The following is a 21,308-nucleotide window of genomic DNA, read 5'->3' on the forward strand; positions in this document are numbered from 1 at the left end:
GCCCGGCCAGCATGGCAGGCGGCGGCGGTCAGGTCTGGCAGGTCTGGCGTTTGCGCAGCAGCGCGGACATCAACGAATCCGGCGCGGGCCTTGCGGCAGTGGCCGGAAAAACTGAAAACGCTGGCTCGGGCCCGGTTCGGCCCGGGCCCCGCTATGGAGACGAATCAGGCTGGGAACCGGGCGGAATCAGGCGGTGCGCTGATCCGGCGGGGAGAGACCGCGCGCGTGGCGCGCTGGGGCAGGATGTTGGCCGTGGCGATCGCAAACGCCTGCGCGCGGCCGGTCCGCATCAGGCGGACAGGCGCATCGGGCATCGGCGTCAGGCGATCAGTCATGGTCATGCGGAAGGTTTGATAAGGGGCAGCGGATAGTGCTCTGACCAGGCGAGCCGCGTAAGTCGTTGCTCGCTACGTCGCTCACTGGCTGCGCCGCCGCCGGGCCCGTGCACCGCAGTGGTGCGATCACGGGAACAGCCATCGTAGCATAGCGACGCGCCTGCGCGCGTCACCCGTTGGCAGCATGCCCGGCCTCGTGCGCGCCCGCATGGCATTCGCAGGCCGCGCCGGCGGCGGCCTGCTGCAGGTTCTGCAGGATGCCGCATTCACTGGCAGGCTGGTGGTGGTGGCAGGTCTCGCGCAGCGCGCGCAACTGCCCTTCCAGTGCCTCCAGCGCCACCCGCTGCGCATGGATCTGCGCGATCTGGCGGTCCAGCAGCGTATTGATGTCGTCGCAGTCCTGCGACGGATTGCGCTCGAACTCACGCAGCCGCCGCACATCCGACAGGCCCATGCCGAGTGAGCGGCAGTGGCGCACGAAATTCAGCTGGACCAGGTGACCGTCGTCATAGCGGCGATAGCCGTTGGCCTCGCGCCGCGGCGCGTCGAGCAGGCCTTCGCGTTCGTAATAGCGGATGGTCTCGACATCGCAGCCGCTGGTACGGGAGAGTTCGCCGATGCGCATGATCCATGGTCCTCGCTTTATACCCTGTAACTACTACAGGGTTATCGATAGTGTAGGCCAGTCCGGCGGGTCTTGCCAGGGTGCCAGATGCAGCACTTATTGAATGGGGGGCGCCGGCGTGCGACGGGCCCCGCGGGCGGCGCCTGCGCCATGCCGCATCCTGTAGAATTCCTTCCACATCTACCGATAATCCGTCCCCCTTCGTGCGCTCCCTCCGGCTACTCCTGCTGGTCATGATGCTGGCCTTCCTGCCCCTGCCGGGCTGGGCGGCAGCGTTCGCGCACACCGTGGTGGTCACCGGCGAAATGTCGGCCGCGCCAGCGGCCGGCATCGGCAACGACGACGCTGCCGGAACCGCCGCAACGGGCGAGCCGTCACCCGCTTCCGAAGCCGCCGAGCCGCAGTGGCAGCCCGGCGCCGACCTTGCCGAGCAACTGCTGCCGGCATCTCCATTGCGCCTGGCCGCCTGGGACGGCCGCGCCGGACCGCCGCGCTATGCCGGCGCCCCGCTGCCCGAACCCGACCTGCCGCGGCTGCCGCGTCCGCCGAGCGCCTGAGTCCCACCGGCGCGGCCTGGCCGTGCCCGCCTGTTCCTGCGTGCCGCGCCTGAACGTGCGGCGCGCGTCTGCGGCCCGTCCGCATCCTGGCTGTACCGCCCTACACACCACTGCTCCACACACACATGAAACGCGTATTGCTTTTCCTGGCGACCAACCTCGCCGTCATGCTTGTCCTCAGCATCACCGCCAGCGTGCTGGGGGTGAACCGGTTCCTGACCGCCAACGGCCTGAACCTGGGCACGCTGCTGGCGTTCGCCGCCCTGATGGGCTTCGGTGGCGCCTTTATCTCGCTGCTGATGTCCAAGACCATCGCCAAATGGTCGACCGGCGCGCAGGTCATCACCCATCCCAGTACCAGCACCGAGCTGTGGCTGGTGCAGACCGTCGAAAAGCTGGCGCAGCGCGCCGGCCTGCCGATGCCGGAAGTCGCCATCTACGATGGCGAACCCAATGCCTTCGCCACCGGCGCGACCAGGAACAGCTCGCTGGTAGCGGTGTCCACCGGCCTGCTGCAATCGATGTCCCATGAAGAAGTCGAAGCCGTGCTCGCGCATGAGGTCGCACACGTGGCCAACGGCGACATGGTCACGCTGACGCTGATCCAGGGCGTGGTCAACACGTTTGTGATCTTCCTGGCGCGCGTGGTCGGCTACTTTGTCGATTCGATGCTGCGCAAGAACGATGAGGAATCGAGCGGCCCGGGCATCGGCTACATGGTCACGGTGATCGTCTGCGAAATCGTGTTTGGCATCCTGGCCAGCATCATCGTGGCCTGGTTCTCGCGCCGCCGCGAGTTCCGTGCCGATGCGGGCGCGGCCGGCATGATGGGCACGCCCGCGCCGATGGTGGCGGCATTGCGTCGCCTGGGAGGCCTGGAGCCGGATGGCCTGCCGCAGAACATGCAGGCGATGGGCATTGCCGGCGGCAAGTCGTGGATGGCGTTGTTCTCCAGCCACCCGCCGATCGAGCAGCGGATTGCCGCGCTGCAATCGGCGCGCTGATACCAGACACTATTCGAACACCCGGCCGCGCAGCGACTTGACCTGGCCGCGCTGGCTCTTGCTGTCCAGCCGGCGCCGGCGCGAGGCCAGCGTCGGCCGCGTGGGCCGGCGCACGCGCGGCGGCGTGGCCACGCTGCGCACCAGTTCGTGCAGCCGCCGCACCGCTTCGTCGCGGTTCTGGTCGAGGCTGCGGAACTGCTGCGCCTTGATCACCACCACGCCGTCGCGCGTGATGCGGTGGTCGTGCAGCGCCAGCAGGCGCTCCTTGTGGTCGGGCGCGAGCGAGGAGGCATGCACGTCGTAGCGCAGGTGCACGGCATTGGACACCTTGTTGATGTTCTGGCCGCCCGCACCCTGCGCCCGGATCGCCGTAATCAGGTATTCGTGATGGGGGATGACGATGTCGTCGGTCATGGCCGCATCATAGCAAGCGCCTCTGCGCCCGCTGCGCGCTAACGCCACGCGTAACCGATGCCGACGCCATAAGTGACCTGGTTGCGCGTGCCGCGCTGGGTCACGATGGGACTGTCGGCGGCATCGACGGTCAGGCGCTGGCCGTACCGCCGACGCGACCGGCAAGGGCAATATCCAGTTCACGGTATCGATCGGCGTGTCCGGCATGGGCGACACCATGCAGCAAATCGCGGACCGCCGGCTATACGCGGCCAAGGCGGCCGGCCGCAACCGGGTGGTCGGCGACGATCGCGTGCCGGAGCCCGCGCCGGGAAGCGCCCCGGCTCCCGCCGGAACGAACTGACAGTGGCCGGCCGCAGGTCTTCGCCTACACTTGCTGCCTCATACCAACACGCGGCAAAGATATGCGAAAAGCGGGTCGGATCAAATCGTGGCATCCCGAGAAGGGCTTCGGCTTCATCAACGTCCACGCGGACACGAAAGATGTCTTCTTCCACATCACGGCACTGCAAACGCGCGCCGTGACGCCCAAGCCCGGCGACCGAGTCAGCTTCGAACTCGCTAGGGGGAAGGATGGCCGGATACAGGCGCTTGACGTTGCCATGGCCGGCGCGCCCAGGCACACCGAAGAGGCAAGCTGGCTGCCAGCGCTGGCCGGCCTCGCGGCTCTGGTGGTCATCACCGCCTGCGCCCTCGGTGGCTATCTGCCCCGGCAGGTCGGCATCGCCAGCCTCGTCGCCAGCATCATCGCGTTCCTGGCCTACAAGGAGGACAAGGCGCGCGCCCGCCGCGACGCATGGCGCATCCCTGAAGCCCATTTGCACCTGCTCGCGCTCTGCGGCGGCTGGCCAGGCGCGCTGGCCGCCCAACATCTGCTTCGGCACAAGAACCGCAAGGCGGCGTTCCAGGCAATTTTCTGGGGAACCGTCGGGCTGAACATCGGCGCGATGGTGCTATGGAAGACCGCGCTGGCTGCATGACGGTATCGGGCTTCGGCCCGGCACGCGTGTCCGCGACCAGCATCATCGCACTACATATCGGGAAGAAATTTGGCGCGCCCGGCTGGGATCGAACCAGCAACCCCTGCCTTCGGAGGGCAGTACTCTATCCATTGAGCTACGGGCGCACAGGACGGTTTTGCAACCGGTTTGTGGGTACAGCGGTTGCGGCGAGCGAGTGCCGCCGCAGGAAAGTCGCATAGGATACCGCTTTTGCCCCGTGCCGTCCATGCGGGCCCGCCAGAGGCTTCAGGGAACGTCTCGCAACCGCCGCTTTTTGGCACTGGCGGGGGGCCTTTGGCGCTATAATCGCCAGCTATTTGCGTCAAATCGTGCCCGCCACACCGCCGATGCAATGAGTCGACCGGGGTCAAGGCCGCGCGGCTTGTTGTCGGCGACAATCAGGCCCGGTCCGGGAGACAGTCCGCAGCGCGCAAATAGCGACAGACCCAAGTCAGGCAAGGGCCGCAGGCAGCACGGGCGGTCCGGATGGGGCCGGACAGCGGTCAGTGAATGACCAGACCGGGCCAGAATAAGCAAGCCGAGCGTAAGCGGCCAGAAGGTTTCCTGCAAAACTGAGAGTTCTGTATGAGCGACGTCCACAACGAACACCACGAACACGAGTCTCCCATCAAAACCCCGAAGCAGCTGATCGCAGTCGTGATCGCGGCTTTCCTGGTGCCGATCATCGTGATCATTCTGCTGGTCAACTTTGTCGGACACGGCTCGACGGAAAGCGCCGGAGCTGCCACCACGGCGGAAGCCGTCAACGACCGCATCAAGCCGGTCGCCTCGCTCGAAATCAAGGATCCCAACGCGCCGCGCGTCTTCAAGACGGGCGAGCAGGTCTACAAGGAAATCTGCGCCGCGTGCCACGCTACCGGCGCCGCGGGCGCACCCAAGTACGCCAACGCCGGCGACTGGGCCGCGCGCATCGGCCAGGGCTTTGACGGCCTGATGAAGTCGGTGATGAACGGCAAGGGCGCGATGGTCGCGCGCGCCGGCACCACGCCGGACGACTACGCCGACTACGAACTGGCCCGTGCCGTGGTCTACATGGCCGACGCCGGCGGCGCCAAGTTCCCGGAGCCGGCTGCCCCGGCAGCCGCCGCTCCGGCGACCGGCGCGGCCCCTGAAGCTGCCGCCGCTCCGGCCGCCGCTGCCGCGCCTGCACCGGCAGCTCCCGCAGCTGCTGCCGCCGCACCCGCTGCTGCGCCGGCCGCTTCGGCCGACGTGGGCAAGAAAGTCTACGAGCAGGTGTGCGCCGCCTGCCACGCCGCCGGCGTGGCAGGTGCGCCCAAGTTTGGCGACAAGGCCGCCTGGGCGCCGCGCCTGAAGGAAGGCATGGACGCGGTCCACAACTTTGCGCTCAAGGGCAAGGGCGTGATGCCGCCCAAGGGTGGCTACGCCGGCCCGGACGCGGACGTGATCGCCGCCTCTGACTATATGGCCAGCGCCGCCAAGTAAGTCCGCCCGCAGCAAACGAAAAGCCCGCGCACATTGCGCGGGCTTTTTTTCGTCCGTACCGCCTGCGCGGCCGCTACACCACGCGCGAGTACCGCGCCCGCGGCACGAAGCGCACCGGCTGCGCGCCATCGTTGGCGGCAGCGGCCTGGGCACCAGTATCCGCGGGCCGCACCGCATCCTCGCGCAGGTAGCGGTCGAACACCATCGCCACGCGCCGCACCAGCAGCCGGCCCAGCGGCGTCACGATGATGCGTTCCGGCGCGCATTGCACCAGCCCGTCCGCGCCCAGTGCGGCGAGGTCGGCCAGCTCCGGCGCAAAGGCCGTGCTGAAGCGGATGCCGTGGCGCGCTTCCAGCATCGGGATATCGAGCACCCCATTGCACATCAGGTCGCCGATGATCTCGCGCCGCAGGTGGTCGTCGGCGTTCATCGCCACGCCGCGCGCCAGCGGCAGACGGCCGTGGTCGAGCGCGCCGTAGTACTCGTCCAGCGTGCGCGCGTTCTGCACGTAGCGCCCCGCGATCGCGCCGATCGCGGAAATGCCGAGGCCGACCTGGTCGTAGCCGGCGTGCGTGGAATAGCCCTGGAAGTTGCGCTGCAGCCGCCCTTCGCGCTGGGCCACGGCGAGGTCGTCGTCGGGCAGCGCGAAATGGTCCATGCCGATATAGACGTAGCCCTCGGCGGTCAGCCGCTCGATGGTGGAGACCAGGATGTCGAGCTTCTCGCCGGCGGGCGGCAAGGCGTTTTCGTCGATGCGGCGTTGCGGCTTGAACACATGCGGCAGGTGCGCGTAGCTATAGACCGAGAGCCGGTCGGGACGCAGCGCCAGCACCTGCTCGATGGTGCGGCCAAAGCGCGCCGCGGTCTGGTGCGGCAGGCCGTAGATCAGGTCCAGGCTGACCGAGCGGAAACCCAGCGTGCGCGCGGCATCCACCACGGCGCGGGTCTCTTCGAAGGGCTGGATGCGATGGATGGCCTGCTGGACCTCGGGATCGAAGTCCTGCACGCCCAGGCTGACGCGGTTGAAGCCCAGCTCGGCCAGCAGCGCCATGCGGGCGTGGTCGACGCGGCGCGGATCGATCTCGATCGAATGCTCGCCCTCGGCCGCCAGCTCGAAATGCTCATGCAGCAACGCCATCACGCGGCGCATCTCGTCGGGGTCGAGGAAGGTCGGCGTGCCCCCGCCCCAGTGCGACTGCAGCACCTGGCGGCGCGGCCCGAGCCGCTCTGCCACCAGCGCCATCTCGCGGCCCAGGTAGTTGACGTAGCGGGCGCTGCGGCCATGGTCGCGCGTGATGATCTTGTTGCAGCCGCAGTAGTAGCAGATGTTCTCGCAGAACGGGATATGCAGGTACAGCGACAGCGGCGCAGGCGCGTCGGCCCGGCAGGCGGCCAGTGCGTCATGGTACAGCGACAGGTCGGGGCCGTTGCGGAAGCGGTCGGCCGTCGGGTACGAGGTATAGCGCGGGCCGTTGCCGTCGATGCGGCCGGCCAGCGCGCGGAAGTCGGACAGCGCGCGGCGGTCGGGCGCAGGGGAAGTCATGGCAGACGGGGTCATGGGGGCGCGGGGGTATGGGTGTGTGACGGCCCATCGTAGGGCTGCACCGCCGCTGGCGCGTTGACCGCCGTCAAGCGAGGCCCTGGACCTGCGGGCGGCGGGCGTCACATTGGTGTCATGTGTGGCGGATACGCTGCGCGCCACCGCCGCCCCGCGCGTCACCTGCCCCTGCCCCTGCAATGCCAACTCCCAACCAGACTCCGATGTTTCCGCCGTACCCACCGCTGCGCAGCCACCTGGCAGCACCGGCCAGGCGACGGCGTCGCCTGCTTGCCGCCGGCGCGGCACTTGCCCTGCCCGCCTGGCCAGCGCTGTCGCAGACGCAGACGCAGACGCGCCGCACGGTCGTGGTCGGCCACCTGCTGGACCGCGGCGGCGCGCAAGCCGACCTTGCGCGCGACTACCTGGCCGGGGCCAAGGTCATGTTCGACGCCGTCAACGCCGGCAACGGTCCGGTGCGCATCGCGCACGTGGTCCGCGATGCCGATCCCGACCCGCGCCGCGCGCTGGCGCAGGCGGTGTCGCTGGCCGAAAGCGACCGCGCCGAGTTGCTGTTCGGCCCGGGCGACCGGCTGTTGCCGGAGCTGGCCGCATCGGCCGAGCTGGGCCGGCGCGGCGTGCAGATCGTGGCGCCGCTGTCAGGCCTTGGGCTGACGGCCGACAACGTCTGGTTCACCCGCGCCGACTACCAGGCCGAACTGGACGCGGCGGTACGCCAACTGCGCAGCTATGGCCTGACCAGCATCGCGCTGGCCCTGGCGCCGGACTTCGCTGCCCCGTCGCTGGCCCGGCTGGAGGCGCAGACCGGGACGCGCGCGGTGCCGCTCGACGCCAATCCCGATGCCGCCGCCCGGCGCATCGCCGCCACCCGCCCGGGCGCGGTGATCGTGGCGGGCGATACCCTTGCCTACGCCGGGCTGGGCCGCGCGCTGGCGGTGCATGGCTGGTACGGTTTCCTGGTCGGGCTGTCGTCGGTCAGTGCCACCGCCGCGCGCGAGATCCTGGGCGCTGGCTACAACGGGGGCATGGTGCTGACCCAGGTCGCGCCCGGGCCGCAACAGGCCACGCTGCGGGTGGTGAAGGAACACGTGGCGCGCATGAAGCAATACCTGGATGAGCCGCCGTCGCCGGCCACGCTGGCCGGCTATATCGGCGCGGCGTGGCTGGCGCGCGCGCTGGCCGGCCTGCGCGGCAGCGGCGCGGCCGAGATGCGGCGGGCGCTGCAGGGGCGCGTGGACGTGGGCGACTTTGCGCTCGACTTCACGCACGGGCAGCGCGGCTCGCAGTACGTCACGCTGGCGGCGTCAGCCGCGCGGTAAGGACAGGCGCGCGCGCAGGCCGCCTTCGGGGCGGTTGCTCAGGGTCAGCTCGCCGCCATGGCGCGCGGCAATGTCGGCCGCGATCGACAACCCCATGCCGACCCCGCCGGTGGCGCGGCTGCGCGAGGATTCGACGCGGTAGAACGGCTCGAGCACGCGTGGCAGCTCGTCGGGCGGGATGCCGGGACCGTTGTCGCAGATGTCGATCAGCACGCGCTGCGGCTGTCGCTCAGCACGATGCTGGCCGCGCCGGCGTAGCGCCGCGCATTTTCCACCAGGTTCACCACCGCGCGCCGCAGCTCGGATGGGCACGCCAGCAGCGGCTGCGCCTGGCCGCTGAGCGCGACCTCGTGGCCGGTCTCGGCGGCATCGTCGACCACCGCCTGCAGCAGCGCCAGCACATCCACGCGCTGGCGCGGGCCGCCGGCTTCGTCGCGGTCGCGCAGGTAGTACAGCGTGGCATCGATCAGGCCGTTCATCTCGGCCAGGTCCTGGCGCAGCCGGTAGCGCACGTCACGGACATCCGCGCTGTCCATGCGCTCGATGCGCAGGCTCATGCGCGTAAGCGGCGTGCGCAGGTCGTGCGACACCGCCGCCAGGAAACGCGATTGCTGTGCCAGCTGCGTGCGGATGCGCTGCTGCATATGGTTCAGCGCCTGCGCCGCGGCACGCGCTTCGGCCGGGCCCGCGCGCTCGTCCAGCGGCGCGGCGTGCACGTCCTGCGCCAGCCGGCCGGCACCGCTGGCCAGCTCCTGCACCGGGCGCGCCAGCAGGCGCGCGCCGGCCCACGAAGCGGCCACGATCGCCGCCACCTGGAACAGCAGGCCCAGGTGCGGCGGCCAGGGCCAGCGCGGCGGCGGCGGCCGGTGCGGCATGGGTTCGCCGGACACCCCGGCGGGCGCGCCTTCCGTCCGCGCCCCGGGCGGCCACGCCTCGGGCGGAGGCGGCGGCCCGCCGGGGCGGTCGCGCAGCACGCGCTCGCTGCCCGGCCGCGGGAACAGGCTCTCGATCACGGTCATGCCGAGCAGGTGCATGGCCAGCATGATGGCAGCCATCACCACGAACAGCCGTACGAACATCGAATCATGGCGCGCCAGCCGGCCCATCGCGTTCATCCTTCCTGCGTGCCGGTAAAGACATAGCCCACGCCGCGCACGGTGCGGATCAGCGTGGGGTCGCGCGGATCGTCGCGCAGCTTCTGGCGCAGCCGTGACACCAGCAAGTCGATGCTGCGGTCGAATACATCGAGGCCGCGGCCGCGCGCCTGGTTGATCAGCAGTTCACGGTCGAGCACGCGGTTGGGCTGTTCGACAAAGGCCAGCAGCAGGCGGAATTCGGCATTGGACAGCGGCACCACCACCTCGTCGCGGTCGACCAGCTGGCGCAGCGTGGTGTTCAGACGCCAGTCGCCGAAGCGCACCTCATGCCCGGAAGGCGCCGCGCCCTGGCGCGCGTCGGCGCCGTGGCCACGGATACGGCGCAGCACGGTGTGGATGCGCGCCACCAGTTCGCGCATCTCGAAGGGCTTGGTAACGTAGTCGTCGGCACCAACTTCCAGCCCGACCACGCGGTCGGCCAACTCAGCGCGCGCGGTCAGCATGATGACCGCGACTTCGGTGCGCGCGCGCAGTTCGCGACACAGCGCCAGGCCGTTTTCGCCGGGCAGCGACAGGTCAAGGATCACCAGGTCGTAGCGCGCGGCGGCCATCGCCTGCCGCATCTCGGCACCGCCCTCGACGCCATCGGCCTGCATGCCGAAGGTGGACAGGTAGTCGGCCAGCATGGCGCGGATCTGGGGATCGTCGTCGACGATCAGCAGGCGGATGGGAAGCGTGGGGGTGAATTCCATAAGCGAAGGGATCGGCATATGCCGGCAGCAAGGGCCGGTGCCGGGGGCATGCGGTGCCCAACTTTACCAGCCCGCGATACCCCCACTATGCCGGCTTTGTATCAGCCCTGATACGCAGTCTTGCCGGCCAGCCGTCCTTTGTACGGGATTGCAGTACGGGCCTGACCAAGTGCTCATGCATTGGCATGCGGCCTTCCCTAGCATGGACCGGCATTGACCCGAGCCAACCGCGGGCATCGCGCGGCACGTTGCCACGACGGTGTCTGCCATCACAGGAGAACGCCATGCCATTTCCCCCTTCCCGCCCGCGCACCGCCGCTTCCCTGCTGGCGCTGTGCACCGCGTGCCTGCTGGCCACGCCGGCCAGCGCGCTGCAATCCGGCCCGCCGCCGACAGGGGCGATGGCGCCACCGCCCGCCGCGCCGGCATCCGCCGAGTCGCTGGGACTCAGTGCCGCGCAGGCCAGGCTCTGGAAGGCCGCACGCAGCGCCACGCGCGAAGCCGAGGCCCATGCACTGGAACTGCACGCGCGCCTGCTGCGCGAGACTGCCGACGAAACCCCCGACGCGCCGCTGCGGCCGCGCGCGCAGGCCATGGACCGACTGCACGATGCGCTGGAGCAGGACCGCCGCGCGGTGCGCGAACGCTGGCTGGCGCTGGACGACAGCCTGGACCCGGCCCAGCGCCGGCGCCTGCGCGCCGCGCCCGAAGCCGCGCGCTGGCTGGGCCTGCCGCCCGCGGGTGCGATGATGATGCCGCCGCCGGGCGGACCGCAGCGGTAGGTTCGCAGCCGCCGTAAAAAAAAAACGCCCCCGTACGCTTCACGCGCCGGGGGCCGAATAACAGGGAAGTTCCGAACCAGAGGTCCGGCGCAGCAGGCAGACCGGGCGGGCCTGCCGCGGCGCCACCCGCGCAGACGGCGCGAGCAGCACAGCCGCCATACTAGGGACGCCTGCGCCCGGCGTCTTGTCAGCCTGGTAGGCCTTTGTATCGGGACTGTAGCGCCCGTTCAGCCCGGGGCCGTCTTGCCGCCGGTTCCCAGCAGTGCCTTGAGCGCGCCGAGCCGGTCCTTGGGGCTCATCGCCGGGGTTTCATCGACCGGCGCAGGCGCTTCCTCCAGCTTCATCTCGCCGATAAAGCGCGAAGGCTGGCACGAGTAGGTCTCGCGCGCGCGCTTGCGCTTCTTGCACCAGCTGACATGCAGGCTGCGCTGGGCGCGGGTGATGCCGACATACATCAGCCGCCGCTCTTCCTCGATCTTCTCGTCGCTCATGTCCTCGTCTTCGCGGCAGTGCGGCAGGATGCCCTCTTCCACGCCGACCAGGAACACGTGCGGATATTCCAGCCCCTTGGACGCGTGCAGCGTGGACAGCCGCACCGCGTCGGGATCTTCCTCGCGGCCTTCCAGCATGCTCATCAGCGCCACGGTCTGGGTCAGCTCGAGCAGGTTCTTGCCTTCGCTGCCGAAGCCGTCGGCATTGTCGAAGCCGGTGGCTTCCTCGCCTTCCGCGCCTTCGGGCTTGGTGCCCTTGCGCTTGAGCCAGTCCAGGAATTCCAGCGTGTTGGTCCAGCGCGACTGCGCCTGCCGTTCGTCGAAGCTGTCGTACAGGTAGGCCTCGTAGTGGATGCCTTCCATCAGGTCGTCCAGCACCACGGTGGCCGGATCCTTGGCCGCGCGGTCGGCCAGCCGCACCATCGATTCGCAGAACACGCGCAACGGCTCCAGCTGGCGCGGCTGCAGCCTGCCTTCGATGCCGCCCATCATCGCGGCCTCGAACAGCGACACTTTGGCCTGGCCAGCAAAGGTGCCCAGCGCTTCCAGCGTGGTGTTGCCCACGCCGCGGCGCGGCGTGGTGATGGCGCGGATAAAGGCGGGATCGTCGTCGGGGTTGGCGATCAGGCGCAGGTAGGCGCAGATGTCCTTGATCTCGGCCTTGTCGAAGAAGCTCTGTCCGCCCGACAGCACATAGGGAATCCGTTCGCGCCGCAGGATCTGCTCAAACAGCCGCGCCTGGTGGTTGCCGCGATACAGGATGGCGTAGTCGCGGAACTGCGCGCGGCGCTCGAACTTGTGCGCGGACAGGCGGAACACCACCGACTCGGCCTCGTGCTCCTCGTCGTTCATCGGGTGGATGGCGATGGGGTCGCCCATGCCGTGCTCGCTCCACAGCTTCTTGTCGAACAGCTTGGGGTTGTTGGCGATGACCGCGTTGGCCGCTTCCAGGATGCGCACGGTGGAGCGGTAGTTCTGCTCCAGCTTGATCACCTTCAGGCCCGGAAAATCGGTCTGCAGCCCGCGCAGGTTGTCCAGCGTGGCGCCCCGCCAGCCATAGATGGCCTGGTCGTCGTCGCCCACCGCGGTAAAGGCCGGCGCGCGCAGGTGCGAGCCGCCCGCCAGCAGTTTCAGCAACTGGTACTGGCAGGCGTTGGTGTCCTGGTATTCGTCGACCAGGAAGTAGCGCAGGCGGTTCTGCCACTTGAGCTGCACCGCTTCATTGCGCGCGAACAGCTCGGCCGGCAGGCGGATCAGGTCGTCGAAATCCACCGCCTGGTAGGCGTGCAGCGTGGCCACGTAGTTGCGGTAGACCAGCGCGGCCTGGTGCTCGTCGGCATTGGTGGCCTGCGCGATCGCTGCCTCCGGGTCGACCATGCCGTTCTTCCACAGCGAGATCGTGCCCTGCACGCCGCGGATCAGCTTCTTGTCGGTGGTGCCCAGCTGCTCCTGGATCAGGCCGAAGCAGTCGTCCGAATCCATGATCGAAAACTGCGGCTTCAGGCCCACGTGCTCGGCCTCCATGCGCAGGATCTGCACCCCGAGCGAGTGGAAGGTACAGACCGTCAGCTGCTTGAGCGGGATGCGCTTGCCCTCGCGCGTGGTCTTGCCCTCCATCAGCTTGCCGATACGCTCCTGCATCTCCTTGGCGGCCTTGTTGGTAAAGGTGACGGCGGCGATATGGCGCGGCTCGAAGCCCTTGTCCTCGATCAGATGCGCGATCTTCTGCGTGATCACCCGGGTCTTGCCGGAGCCCGCCCCGGCCAGCACCAGGCAAGGGCCGTCCAGGTAGCGGACGGCTTCGGATTGGGCGGAGTTCAGGCCATGGGTCATGCGAGGGATGCGGTTGGAGGCAGGGAAATCAGCAGGAACAGCGGAAGGCCAGGCGGGACACGCCGGCACCCCAAAAAACGGGGGCACGGCGGCAAAGCTGACGATGTTAACACGCTGGCCGCGGCAGGTCAGTCAGCGCAAACCGCGTTGACAGGGCCGGTTGTGTCACTGGCGTAACACTTCGTAAAGGCCGGAGCCAATCGCGCAACGCAACGCTCTAACTGTATGTCCCTCGGCCTGCGCGGCGGGGTTGACATGCTTTAATCATCACATCGGAGCCAATAATGAAAACCCTGCAGACTTTGACCAAGGTGACCCTGATCGGCGCGACCGTCGCGGCCTTTGCCGGTTGCGCGGACATGACCCCGAAGCAGCGTAATACCGCGATTGGCGCGGGCGCGGGCGCCGTGGGCGGCGCCATCCTCACCGAAGGCAGTGCGCTGGGTACGCTGGGTGGCGCGGCCGTGGGCGGCGTGATCGGTAACGTTGTCACCGACGACAAGAAGCACAAGTAATGCGCACCCCGGCGGCGGGGCGCAGGAACGGGTACAGCCGCCGGGTCAGGCCTTCCGGCCCGGTTTGACAAAGGCCGGGGCCTCCCGTACATTGCGCGCATCCGACCGGGAGAGCGCGCATCGCCTGCGCCGCCGAAGGGGTATCACCCGAAAACTCTCAGGCACCACGGACCGATCGGATCGGCATGCAATATGCACACGATGCATGCCGCACTCTGGAGAGCGGCACCCGCCATTCGTGGCGAGCGTGCCCACCGAAGGGGCGCACGAGGTCGGGGTCCGGCAGGATCCGCCTTGTAATCTCTCAGGTATCGAGGACAGAGGGGTCATCCGCCGCAGCGGATTGCTACGCCACATTCAGGCGGGGCGAGCGTTGCGGCGGATGGCCCTTTTTTGTTTTCGCCAACCGAGATTTCCCCCGAGGATTCCATGACGCTCCAGGCCACGCCCCTCAACGCCATCCACCGCGCCCTCGGCGCCCGCATGGTTGATTTCGGCGGTTGGGACATGCCGGTCAACTACGGCTCCCAGATCGAAGAACACAATGCCGTGCGCACCGACGCCGGCATGTTCGATGTGTCGCACATGTGCGTGGTCGACCTCACCGGCGCCAATACCCGCAGCTTCCTGCGCGGCCTGCTGGCCAACAATGTCGACAAGCTGCAGACCCCGGGCAAGGCGCTCTACTCCTGCATGCTGGATGAGAAAGGCGGCGTGATCGACGACCTGATCGTCTACTTCTTTGCCGAGGACCGCTTCCGCCTGGTCGTCAATGCCAGCACCGCGCTGGGTGACATCGAATGGATCCGCGCGCGCAATGCCGCCACCGGCAGCGATGTGACCATCACGCCGCGCCGTGAGGATGTTGCGCCTGCGGGCGTGCAGCCTCTGGCCATCGTCGCCGTGCAGGGGCCCAACGCCCGCACCAAGGTGTGGAGCACCTTCCCCTCGACCCAGCCTTCGGATGCGCTCAAGCCCTTCAACGCCGCCGTGGTCCAGGACCCGGCCATCGGCGAGATCATGGTGGCGCGCACCGGCTACACCGGCGAAGACGGCTTCGAACTGGTGGTGCCGGCCGAGAACGTTGCCGCCGTCTGGGAAAAGCTGAACGCCGCCGGCGTGCGCCCGGCAGGCCTGGGCGCGCGCGACACCCTGCGCCTGGAAGCCGGCATGAACCTGTATGGCCAGGACATGGATATCAACACCTCGCCGCTGGATGCGGGCCTGGCCTGGACGGTGGACCTGCAAAGCGAGCGCGACTTCACCGGCAAGCCGGCGCTGGCCGCGGCCGGTTCGCGCCAGCAATTCCTCGGCCTGATCCTGCGTGACAAAGGCGGCGTCCTGCGCGCCCACCAGAAAGTGACCACCCCGGCCGGTGACGGTGAAATCACCAGCGGCACCTTCAGCCCGTCGCTGTCGCAGTCCATCGCCTTTGCCCGCCTGCCGAAGGACGTCGCCGTGGGCGATACCGTGCAGGTGGAGATCCGCGACCGCAAACTCAACGCGACTGTGGTTAAACTGCCGTTTGTGCGTAATGGCAAGGCACTCGTGAGCTGAGGCTCATACCAACGGTCGCCCTCGCCTGCCGGCAGCTTCGCCGGGCAGGCATCACCCAACAAGAAACAGATCTGAATCCGGAGAACCTCCATGAATTTCCCCGCTGACCTCAAGTACACCGAGTCGCATGAGTGGGTACGCGTCGAAGCCGACGGCACGCTCACCATCGGCATCACCGACCACGCGCAGGACGCGCTGGGCGACATCGTCTTCCTGGAACTGCCCGAAGTGGGCAAGTCGGTCGGTGCCGGCGACGCGCTGGCAGTGGTGGAATCGGTAAAGGCCGCTTCCGACATCTACGCCCCGGTGGCCGGCGAAGTGATCGCCGTCAACGAGGCCGCCACGGCCGCGCCGGAAAGCGTCAATGCCGACGCCTTCGACGCGTGGCTGTTCAAGCTCAAGCCGGCCAACGGCGACGACGTCAACGGCCTGATGTCGGCCGACGCCTACAAGGCCAGCGTCGGCGCCTGACGCCGGCGGCGCCGGTCCCTGCCGCCTATGGGCGGACTGGCGGACCGGCCCCTGCAGACAGACGCGCGCCGACCCGGCTGACCACCGGCCGGCGCGCACCCCACGAGGTTCTTGCCCATGAACGCCCCGCTTCCCATGAACGCCGCCCAAGGGAACCGGCCCACGCTGGCCGAACTGGAGGCGCGCGACGCCTTCGCCGCCCGCCATATCGGCCCCGATACCCCCGAACAGCAGCACATGCTGAAGGTGCTCGGCTATGACAGCCGCGCCGCGCTGATCGACGCCGTCATCCCCGCCGCCATCCGCCGCCGCGACGGCATGCCGATGGGCGAGTTCACCGAGCCGCTGAGCGAGGAAGCCGCGCTGGCAAAGCTGCGCGGCCTGGCCGGCAAGAACAGGGTGCTGAAGAGCTTTATCGGCCAGGGCTACTACAACACCGTCACGCCCGGCGTCATCCTGCGCAATATCTTCGAGAACCCGGCCTGGTACACCGCCTACACGCCTTATCAGCCGGAAATCTCGCAGGGCCGCCTGGAAGCGATGCTGAACTTCCAGCAGATGGTCACCGACCTGACCGGGCTGGATATCGCCAATGCGTCGATGCTGGATGAAGGCACTGCCGCGGCCGAAGCCATGACGCTGCTGCAGCGCGTGAACAAGCACGACTCGAACACCTTCTACGTGGCCGACGACGTGCTGCCGCAGACGCTGGAAGTGGTACGCACGCGCGCGCTGCCGATGGGCATCGAAGTCAAGGTCGGCCCCGCCGCCGATGCCGCCGCGGCCAACGCCTTCGGCGTGCTGCTGCAGTACCCGGGCGTGAACGGCGACGTGAACGACTACCGCGCCATCGCCGATGCCGTGCACGCCGCCGGCGGCCTGGTGGTGGCTGCCGCCGACCTGCTGGCGCTGACGCTGATCGCCGCACCCGGCGAATGGGGTGCCGACGTGGCCGTGGGCAACTCGCAGCGCTTCGGCGTGCCGCTGGGCTTCGGCGGTCCGCACGCCGGCTATATGGCGGTGAAGGACGCCTTCAAGCGCTCGATGCCGGGCCGCCTGGTGGGCGTGACCATCGATGCGCAGGGCAACAAGGCCTATCGCCTGGCCCTGCAGACGCGCGAGCAGCATATCCGCCGCGAGAAGGCCACCTCCAATATCTGCACCGCGCAGGTGCTGCTGGCGGTGATGGCGTCGATGTACGCCGTGTACCACGGCCCGCAAGGCCTGAAGCGCATCGCCCAGCGCGTGCATCGGCTGGCCGCGACGCTGGCCGCCGGCCTGGAAGCGCTCGGCTTCGCCCGCACCAACGCCACCTTCTTCGACACTCTGACGGTGGAAACCGGCTTCAACACCGAGGCCATCCACGCCGCCGCCACCGCGCGCGGCATCAACCTGCGCCACGTCAGCGCCACGCGCGTCGGCATCTCGCTGGACGAGACCGCCAACCGCGCCGACGTGGTCGCGCTGTGGGAAGTGTTCATGCAAGGCAAGCCGCTGCCGGCCAGCGTGGACTTCGACAAGATCGAAGCCGCCACGCTGGACGCGTTCCCGGCCGAACTCGCACGCACCAGCGCCTACCTGACCCACCCGGTCTTCAACACGCACCACGCCGAGCACGAAATGCTGCGTTACCTGCGCATGCTGGCCGACAAGGACCTGGCGCTGGACCGCACCATGATCCCGCTGGGCTCGTGCACGATGAAGCTGAACGCCACCAGCGAGATGATCCCGGTGACGTGGCCCGAGTTCAGCCAGATCCACCCGTTCGCGCCGCTGGACCAGACCGTTGGCTACCGCGAGATGATCGACCAGCTCGAGGCCATGCTGTGCGCCGCTACTGGCTACGCCGCGGTCAGCCTGCAGCCCAACGCCGGCTCGCAGGGCGAGTACGCGGGCCTGCTGATCATCCACGCCTACCACGCCAGCCGTGGCGAGAGCCATCGCGACATCTGCCTGATCCCGTCGTCGGCCCACGGCACCAACCCGGCATCGGCGCAGATGGCCGGCATGAAGGTGGTGGTGGTGGCCTGCGACGAGGACGGCAACGTCGACCTGCAAGACCTGGCGAAGAAGGCCGAGCAGCACAGCAAGAACCTGGCGGCGATCATGATCACCTACCCGTCCACGCACGGCGTGTTCGAGCAGGGCGTGCAGCAGATCTGTGAGATCGTGCACCAGCACGGCGGCCAGGTTTATGTCGACGGCGCCAACATGAACGCGATGGTCGGCACCGCAGCGCCGGGCCAGTTCGGTGGCGACGTGTCGCACCTGAACCTGCACAAGACTTTCTGCATCCCGCACGGCGGCGGCGGCCCGGGCGTGGGCCCGGTCGCGGTCGGCGCGCACCTCGCTGACTTCCTGCCCAACCAGGACAGCGTCGGCTATCGCCGTGACGACCGCGGTATTGGCGGCGTGTCGGCGGCGCCGTTCGGCTCGGCCAGCATCCTGCCGATCTCGTGGATGTATATCGCAATGATGGGTTCGGCCGGCCTGACCGCCGCCACCGAGAACGCGATCCTGGCGGCCAACTACGTGGCCAAGCGCCTGGCACCGTACTACCCGGTGCTGTATACCGGCCAGCACGACCTGGTCGCGCACGAGTGCATCCTGGACCTGCGCCCGCTGCAGAAGGACACCGGCATCAGCAATGAAGACGTGGCCAAGCGCCTGATGGACTACGGCTTCCACGCCCCGACCATGAGCTTCCCGGTGCCGGGGACGCTGATGATCGAGCCGACCGAGAGCGAGGCCCTGCACGAGCTGGACCGCTTTATCGACGCGATGATCGCGATCCGCCAGGAAATCGGCCGCGTTGCCGACGGCACCTTCGACCGCGACGACAACCCGCTCAAGCACGCGCCGCACACCGCCGCGGTCGTGACCGCCGACGAGTGGACCCACAAGTACACGCGCGAGGAAGCCGCGTACCCGGTGGCGTCGCTGCGCACGCAGAAGTACTGGCCGCCGGTCGGCCGTGCCGACAACGTGTACGGTGACCGCAACCTGTTCTGCGCCTGCGTGCCGGTGAGCGACTACGTGGTCGACTGAGCTCCGGACGGGCCGCCGCGACACCGGGCGCCCGCCAAAGCACTATGCTCGATATAAAGGGCGCCGCGCCGTGCGGCGTCCGTTCTGAGCGAAGGCTGCAAAACGACAAGAGCCCTGCGCGGGCCATCGACATCCTGGAGACTTCCCGTGGCAGTCAGCGTTTTCGATCTGTTCAAGGTGGGCATCGGCCCGTCGAGCTCGCATACCGTGGGCCCGATGCGCGCGGCCCTGATGTTTGCGCAGGGGCTTGAGCGCGATGGCCTGCTACCGCAGGTGGCCAGCGTGCGCGTGGAGTTATACGGCTCGCTGGGTGCCACCGGCAAGGGCCACGGCACCGACAAGGGCGTGATCCTCGGCCTGATGGGCGAGGCCCCGGACACCATCGACCCCGATTCGATCGACACGCGCCTGGCCGCGCTGCGCGCGCGCCGCGAGCTGTCCTTGCTGGGCCAGCATATCGTGCCCTTCGTCGAGAAGGAACACATCGCCTTCTACCGGCGCGAGGCCATGGCCGAGCATCCCAACGGCATGAAATTCCATGCCTTCGACGCCAGCGGCGCATCGCTGCGCGAGGCGCGCTACCTGTCGGTCGGCGGCGGCTTCGTGGTCACCGCGGGGGCACCAAATACGCAGGTGCTCAACGCCGCGCAACAATTGCCGCACCCCTTCCGCAGCGGCAAGGACATGCTCGAGATGGCCAGCGCCAGCGGCAAGAGCATCGCGCGGCTGATGATGGAAAACGAGCTGACCTGGCGCAGCGAGGAAGAAGTCACCAGCGGCCTGCTGCATATCTGGGATGTGATGCAGGCGTGCGTGGCGCGCGGCTGCCGCACCGATGGCGAGTTGCCGGGCCCGTTCAGGGTCAAGCGGCGCGCGCCCGAGCTGTTCCGCAGCCTGACCGAGCGCGCCGAGCGCACGCTGTCGGACCCGCTCTCGGTGATGGACTGGGTCAACCTGTACGCCATTGCCGTCAATGAAGAGAATGCCGCCGGCGGGCGCGTAGTCACGGCACCTACCAACGGCGCGGCCGGCATCATCCCCGCAGTGCTGCACTACTACGACCGCTTCGTGCCCGGCGCCAACAAGCAAGGCGTGGTCGACTTCCTGCTGACCGCGGGTGCGATCGGGCTGCTGTACAAGCTCAATGCGTCGATCTCCGGCGCCGAGGTCGGCTGCCAGGGCGAAGTCGGCGTGGCCTGCTCGATGGCCGCCGGCGCGCTGGCGGCGGTGCAGGGCGGCAGCCCGGCGCAGGTCGAGAACGCTGCCGAGATCGGCATGGAGCACAACCTTGGGCTGACCTGCGACCCGGTCGGCGGGCTGGTGCAGATCCCGTGTATCGAGCGCAACGCAATGGCCTCGGTCAAGGCGGTCAACGCGGCGCGCATGGCCTTGCGCGGCGACGGCACGCACTACGTGTCGCTCGATTCGGTGATCAAGACCATGCGCGAGACCGGCGCCGACATGAAGACCAAGTACAAGGAGACGGCGCGCGGCGGGCTGGCGGTGAATATCGTGGAATGCTAGTCCACTGAATCACTGAAATGGGAGGTGAAGGACATGTCATGCGGGATGCAGCGCTAGACGCAAAGCGCAGCAATAGCACCGCTATTGCGAGCATTTGCAACGACGCGATGCGCCCGCATGACATGGCAGGCACCGACCAATTTCAGTGATTCAGTGGACCAGGCGCGGCGCGGCGTATCATTGCGGCGTTCCCAGAGCAAAAAACAAGAGGACAGCCATGCAGACCTTCCACCAGCTGTTCGACGAGACCTCGTCCACCTTCACCTACCTGCTGATCGACGCCGCCACCGGGGACGCGCTGCTGATCGATCCGGTCGACCACCAGCTGGAACGCGACCTGGCGCTGCTGAAGTCCACCGGCGCGCGGCTGGCGTGGGTCATCGAGACCCATGCCCATGCCGACCACATCACCTCGGCCGGCCACCTTGCGCTGCAGACCGGCGCGCACACCGCGGCGCCGTCCGGCTGCGATATCAAGCCCGCCCAGAAGCAGCTGATCGACGGCGATACTGTCGCCTTCGGCAAGCAGGTGCTGCGCGCCATCCATACGCCCGGGCATACCGCCGGCAGCATGAGCTACCTGTGGGAAGAGCCCACGCCCGACGGCATCGTACGCCGCGTCTTCACCGGCGATGCCCTGCTGATCGACGGCTGCGGCCGCACCGACTTCCAGTCGGGCGACGCCGGCACGCTCTACGACAGCCTGACCAGAAAGCTCTTTGCGCTGCCCGACGACACGCAGGTCTACCCGGCCCACGACTACAAGGGCCGTACCTCGTCCACCATCGGCCAGGAGCGCGCCCACAACAGCCGAGTCGCCGGCCGCACGCGCGAAGAGTTCATCGAGATGATGCGCAACCTGAATCTGCCGCGCCCGAAGCTGATCGATGTCGCCGTGCCGGCCAACCAGCGCCTGGGCCTGCGCGACGGCGAAAGCGTGCCGCACGGCGCCTGAGATTTT

The 21,308-nt window shown here is 68.4% G+C and carries 19 protein-coding genes, 1 tRNA gene, 1 pseudogene and 2 riboswitches; of the genes and pseudogenes, 13 read left to right on the forward strand and 8 right to left on the reverse strand.

Translation table 11 applies throughout. The features are described from left to right. Positions 1–164 precede the first annotated feature (164 nt). Both RS901_RS05535 and RS901_RS05540 read right to left on the reverse strand, forming a co-directional pair. Positions 165–341 carry a hypothetical protein gene (locus tag RS901_RS05535; RefSeq protein WP_316151846.1) on the reverse strand — a complete coding sequence of 59 codons (177 nt, stop codon included), beginning with the start codon at positions 339–341 and terminating at the stop codon, positions 165–167. A 163-nt stretch (positions 342–504) separates the two neighbouring features. Further along, the gene (locus tag RS901_RS05540) at positions 505–960 is read right to left on the reverse strand and encodes a Cd(II)/Pb(II)-responsive transcriptional regulator (protein ID WP_013958354.1); all 456 of its coding nucleotides are present in this window, start codon (positions 958–960) and stop codon (positions 505–507) included. Between the two features lie 233 nt (positions 961–1,193). Here RS901_RS05540 and RS901_RS05545 point away from each other — a divergent pair, with 233 nt between their 5' ends. Next, on the forward strand, positions 1,194–1,517 hold the full coding sequence (locus RS901_RS05545; RefSeq protein WP_316151847.1) for a hypothetical protein: 324 nt from the start codon (positions 1,194–1,196) through the stop codon (positions 1,515–1,517). A 125-nt stretch (positions 1,518–1,642) separates the two neighbouring features. Then, a complete protein-coding gene (htpX, locus tag RS901_RS05550) occupies positions 1,643–2,521 on the forward strand; it encodes a protease HtpX (RefSeq protein WP_316151848.1) in 879 nt (292 codons plus the stop codon). A gap of 9 nt (positions 2,522–2,530) precedes the next feature. On the opposite strand, the gene arfB is transcribed toward htpX, so the two are convergent. Next, positions 2,531–2,935, reverse strand: coding sequence for an alternative ribosome rescue aminoacyl-tRNA hydrolase ArfB (gene arfB / locus RS901_RS05555; RefSeq protein WP_316151849.1), 405 nt, complete (start codon positions 2,933–2,935; stop codon positions 2,531–2,533). A 205-nt stretch (positions 2,936–3,140) separates the two neighbouring features. On the opposite strand from arfB, the gene RS901_RS05560 reads away from it, so the two are divergent. Both RS901_RS05560 and RS901_RS05565 read left to right on the forward strand, forming a co-directional pair. Continuing rightward, positions 3,141–3,278: a hypothetical protein gene (locus RS901_RS05560; RefSeq protein ID WP_316151850.1), complete on the forward strand. Its 138-nt coding sequence runs from the start codon at positions 3,141–3,143 to the stop codon at positions 3,276–3,278. Between the two features lie 61 nt (positions 3,279–3,339). Next, the gene (locus RS901_RS05565) at positions 3,340–3,915 is read left to right on the forward strand and encodes a cold shock and DUF1294 domain-containing protein (RefSeq protein WP_316151851.1); all 576 of its coding nucleotides are present in this window, start codon (positions 3,340–3,342) and stop codon (positions 3,913–3,915) included. 70 nt (positions 3,916–3,985) lie between these two features. Here the strand turns inward: RS901_RS05565 and RS901_RS05570 are convergent. Continuing rightward, a tRNA-Arg gene (locus tag RS901_RS05570) sits at positions 3,986–4,061 on the reverse strand. 460 nt (positions 4,062–4,521) lie between these two features. Between RS901_RS05570 and RS901_RS05575 the strand changes: the two genes are divergently transcribed. Further along, entirely contained in the window at positions 4,522–5,400 is an 879-nt protein-coding gene (locus tag RS901_RS05575) for a c-type cytochrome (protein ID WP_316151852.1), read from the forward strand. Positions 5,401–5,473: 73 nt separating this feature from the next. Here RS901_RS05575 and hemN read toward each other — a convergent pair whose 3' ends face one another. Next, positions 5,474–6,958: an oxygen-independent coproporphyrinogen III oxidase gene (hemN, locus tag RS901_RS05580; RefSeq protein WP_316151853.1), complete on the reverse strand. Its 1,485-nt coding sequence runs from the start codon at positions 6,956–6,958 to the stop codon at positions 5,474–5,476. Positions 6,959–7,137: 179 nt separating this feature from the next. Here hemN and RS901_RS05585 point away from each other — a divergent pair, with 179 nt between their 5' ends. After that, complete coding sequence (locus tag RS901_RS05585; protein WP_316151854.1) at positions 7,138–8,277, forward strand: ABC transporter substrate-binding protein; 1,140 nt, start codon at positions 7,138–7,140, stop codon at positions 8,275–8,277. Here the strand turns inward: RS901_RS05585 and RS901_RS05595 are convergent. Both RS901_RS05595 and RS901_RS05600 read right to left on the reverse strand, forming a co-directional pair. Continuing rightward, positions 8,263–9,383: pseudogene (locus RS901_RS05595) on the reverse strand (sensor histidine kinase). The gene RS901_RS05585 and the pseudogene RS901_RS05595 overlap by 15 nt on opposite strands. Positions 9,384–9,388: 5 nt before the next feature. Beyond that, a complete protein-coding gene (locus tag RS901_RS05600) occupies positions 9,389–10,126 on the reverse strand; it encodes a response regulator transcription factor (RefSeq protein WP_316151857.1) in 738 nt (245 codons plus the stop codon). A gap of 284 nt (positions 10,127–10,410) precedes the next feature. On the opposite strand from RS901_RS05600, the gene RS901_RS05605 reads away from it, so the two are divergent. Continuing rightward, entirely contained in the window at positions 10,411–10,908 is a 498-nt protein-coding gene (locus RS901_RS05605) for a hypothetical protein (protein WP_316151858.1), read from the forward strand. Between the two features lie 227 nt (positions 10,909–11,135). Here RS901_RS05605 and RS901_RS05610 read toward each other — a convergent pair whose 3' ends face one another. After that, on the reverse strand, positions 11,136–13,232 hold the full coding sequence (locus tag RS901_RS05610) for a UvrD-helicase domain-containing protein (RefSeq protein WP_316151859.1): 2,097 nt from the start codon (positions 13,230–13,232) through the stop codon (positions 11,136–11,138). 284 nt (positions 13,233–13,516) lie between these two features. On the opposite strand from RS901_RS05610, the gene RS901_RS05615 reads away from it, so the two are divergent. The 6 genes from RS901_RS05615 (at position 13,517) to RS901_RS05640 (ending at position 21,302) form a co-directional block, all read left to right on the forward strand. Continuing rightward, positions 13,517–13,747: a glycine zipper 2TM domain-containing protein gene (locus RS901_RS05615; protein WP_316151860.1), complete on the forward strand. Its 231-nt coding sequence runs from the start codon at positions 13,517–13,519 to the stop codon at positions 13,745–13,747. Positions 13,748–13,843: 96 nt separating this feature from the next. Then, a riboswitch (glycine riboswitch) is annotated at positions 13,844–13,931 on the forward strand. Between the two features lie 21 nt (positions 13,932–13,952). Next, positions 13,953–14,078: riboswitch (glycine riboswitch) on the forward strand. 98 nt (positions 14,079–14,176) lie between these two features. Further along, positions 14,177–15,304 (forward strand): glycine cleavage system aminomethyltransferase GcvT, encoded by a 1,128-nt coding sequence (gene gcvT / locus RS901_RS05620; RefSeq protein WP_316151861.1) that lies wholly within the window; start codon positions 14,177–14,179, stop codon positions 15,302–15,304. 90 nt (positions 15,305–15,394) lie between these two features. Then, positions 15,395–15,775, forward strand: coding sequence for a glycine cleavage system protein GcvH (gcvH, locus tag RS901_RS05625; RefSeq protein ID WP_010812169.1), 381 nt, complete (start codon positions 15,395–15,397; stop codon positions 15,773–15,775). Between the two features lie 117 nt (positions 15,776–15,892). After that, positions 15,893–18,823: an aminomethyl-transferring glycine dehydrogenase gene (gcvP, locus tag RS901_RS05630; RefSeq protein ID WP_316151863.1), complete on the forward strand. Its 2,931-nt coding sequence runs from the start codon at positions 15,893–15,895 to the stop codon at positions 18,821–18,823. A gap of 147 nt (positions 18,824–18,970) precedes the next feature. After that, positions 18,971–20,347: an L-serine ammonia-lyase gene (locus RS901_RS05635; RefSeq protein ID WP_316151864.1), complete on the forward strand. Its 1,377-nt coding sequence runs from the start codon at positions 18,971–18,973 to the stop codon at positions 20,345–20,347. Positions 20,348–20,564: 217 nt separating this feature from the next. After that, entirely contained in the window at positions 20,565–21,302 is a 738-nt protein-coding gene (locus RS901_RS05640; RefSeq protein WP_316151865.1) for an MBL fold metallo-hydrolase, read from the forward strand. The last annotated feature ends 6 nt before the right edge of the window (positions 21,303–21,308 follow it).

It is taken from the genome of Cupriavidus sp. BIC8F, from assembly GCF_032465815.1.
Classification (GTDB): Bacteria; Pseudomonadota; Gammaproteobacteria; order Burkholderiales; family Burkholderiaceae; genus Cupriavidus; species Cupriavidus necator.

Excerpts from the sequence above, each read along its gene's own strand:
- hemN (WP_316151853.1), bottom strand. The coding sequence starts at position 6,958 with ATGACCCCGTCTGCCATGACTTCCCCTGCGCCCGACCGCCGCGCGCTG.
- gcvP (WP_316151863.1), top strand. The coding sequence starts at position 15,893 with ATGAACGCCCCGCTTCCCATGAACGCCGCCCAAGGGAACCGGCCCACG.
- RS901_RS05640 (WP_316151865.1), top strand. The coding sequence starts at position 20,565 with ATGCAGACCTTCCACCAGCTGTTCGACGAGACCTCGTCCACCTTCACC.
- gcvH (WP_010812169.1), top strand. The coding sequence starts at position 15,395 with ATGAATTTCCCCGCTGACCTCAAGTACACCGAGTCGCATGAGTGGGTA.
- RS901_RS05560 (WP_316151850.1), top strand. The coding sequence starts at position 3,141 with ATGGGCGACACCATGCAGCAAATCGCGGACCGCCGGCTATACGCGGCC.
- RS901_RS05565 (WP_316151851.1), top strand. The coding sequence starts at position 3,340 with ATGCGAAAAGCGGGTCGGATCAAATCGTGGCATCCCGAGAAGGGCTTC.
- RS901_RS05615 (WP_316151860.1), top strand. The coding sequence starts at position 13,517 with ATGAAAACCCTGCAGACTTTGACCAAGGTGACCCTGATCGGCGCGACC.
- RS901_RS05540 (WP_013958354.1), bottom strand. The coding sequence starts at position 960 with ATGCGCATCGGCGAACTCTCCCGTACCAGCGGCTGCGATGTCGAGACC.
- RS901_RS05545 (WP_316151847.1), top strand. The coding sequence starts at position 1,194 with ATGATGCTGGCCTTCCTGCCCCTGCCGGGCTGGGCGGCAGCGTTCGCG.
- arfB (WP_316151849.1), bottom strand. The coding sequence starts at position 2,935 with ATGACCGACGACATCGTCATCCCCCATCACGAATACCTGATTACGGCG.
- htpX (WP_316151848.1), top strand. The coding sequence starts at position 1,643 with ATGAAACGCGTATTGCTTTTCCTGGCGACCAACCTCGCCGTCATGCTT.
- RS901_RS05610 (WP_316151859.1), bottom strand. The coding sequence starts at position 13,232 with ATGACCCATGGCCTGAACTCCGCCCAATCCGAAGCCGTCCGCTACCTG.
- RS901_RS05535 (WP_316151846.1), bottom strand. The coding sequence starts at position 341 with ATGACCATGACTGATCGCCTGACGCCGATGCCCGATGCGCCTGTCCGC.
- RS901_RS05575 (WP_316151852.1), top strand. The coding sequence starts at position 4,522 with ATGAGCGACGTCCACAACGAACACCACGAACACGAGTCTCCCATCAAA.
- RS901_RS05605 (WP_316151858.1), top strand. The coding sequence starts at position 10,411 with ATGCCATTTCCCCCTTCCCGCCCGCGCACCGCCGCTTCCCTGCTGGCG.
- RS901_RS05585 (WP_316151854.1), top strand. The coding sequence starts at position 7,138 with ATGCCAACTCCCAACCAGACTCCGATGTTTCCGCCGTACCCACCGCTG.
- gcvT (WP_316151861.1), top strand. The coding sequence starts at position 14,177 with ATGACGCTCCAGGCCACGCCCCTCAACGCCATCCACCGCGCCCTCGGC.
- RS901_RS05600 (WP_316151857.1), bottom strand. The coding sequence starts at position 10,126 with ATGGAATTCACCCCCACGCTTCCCATCCGCCTGCTGATCGTCGACGAC.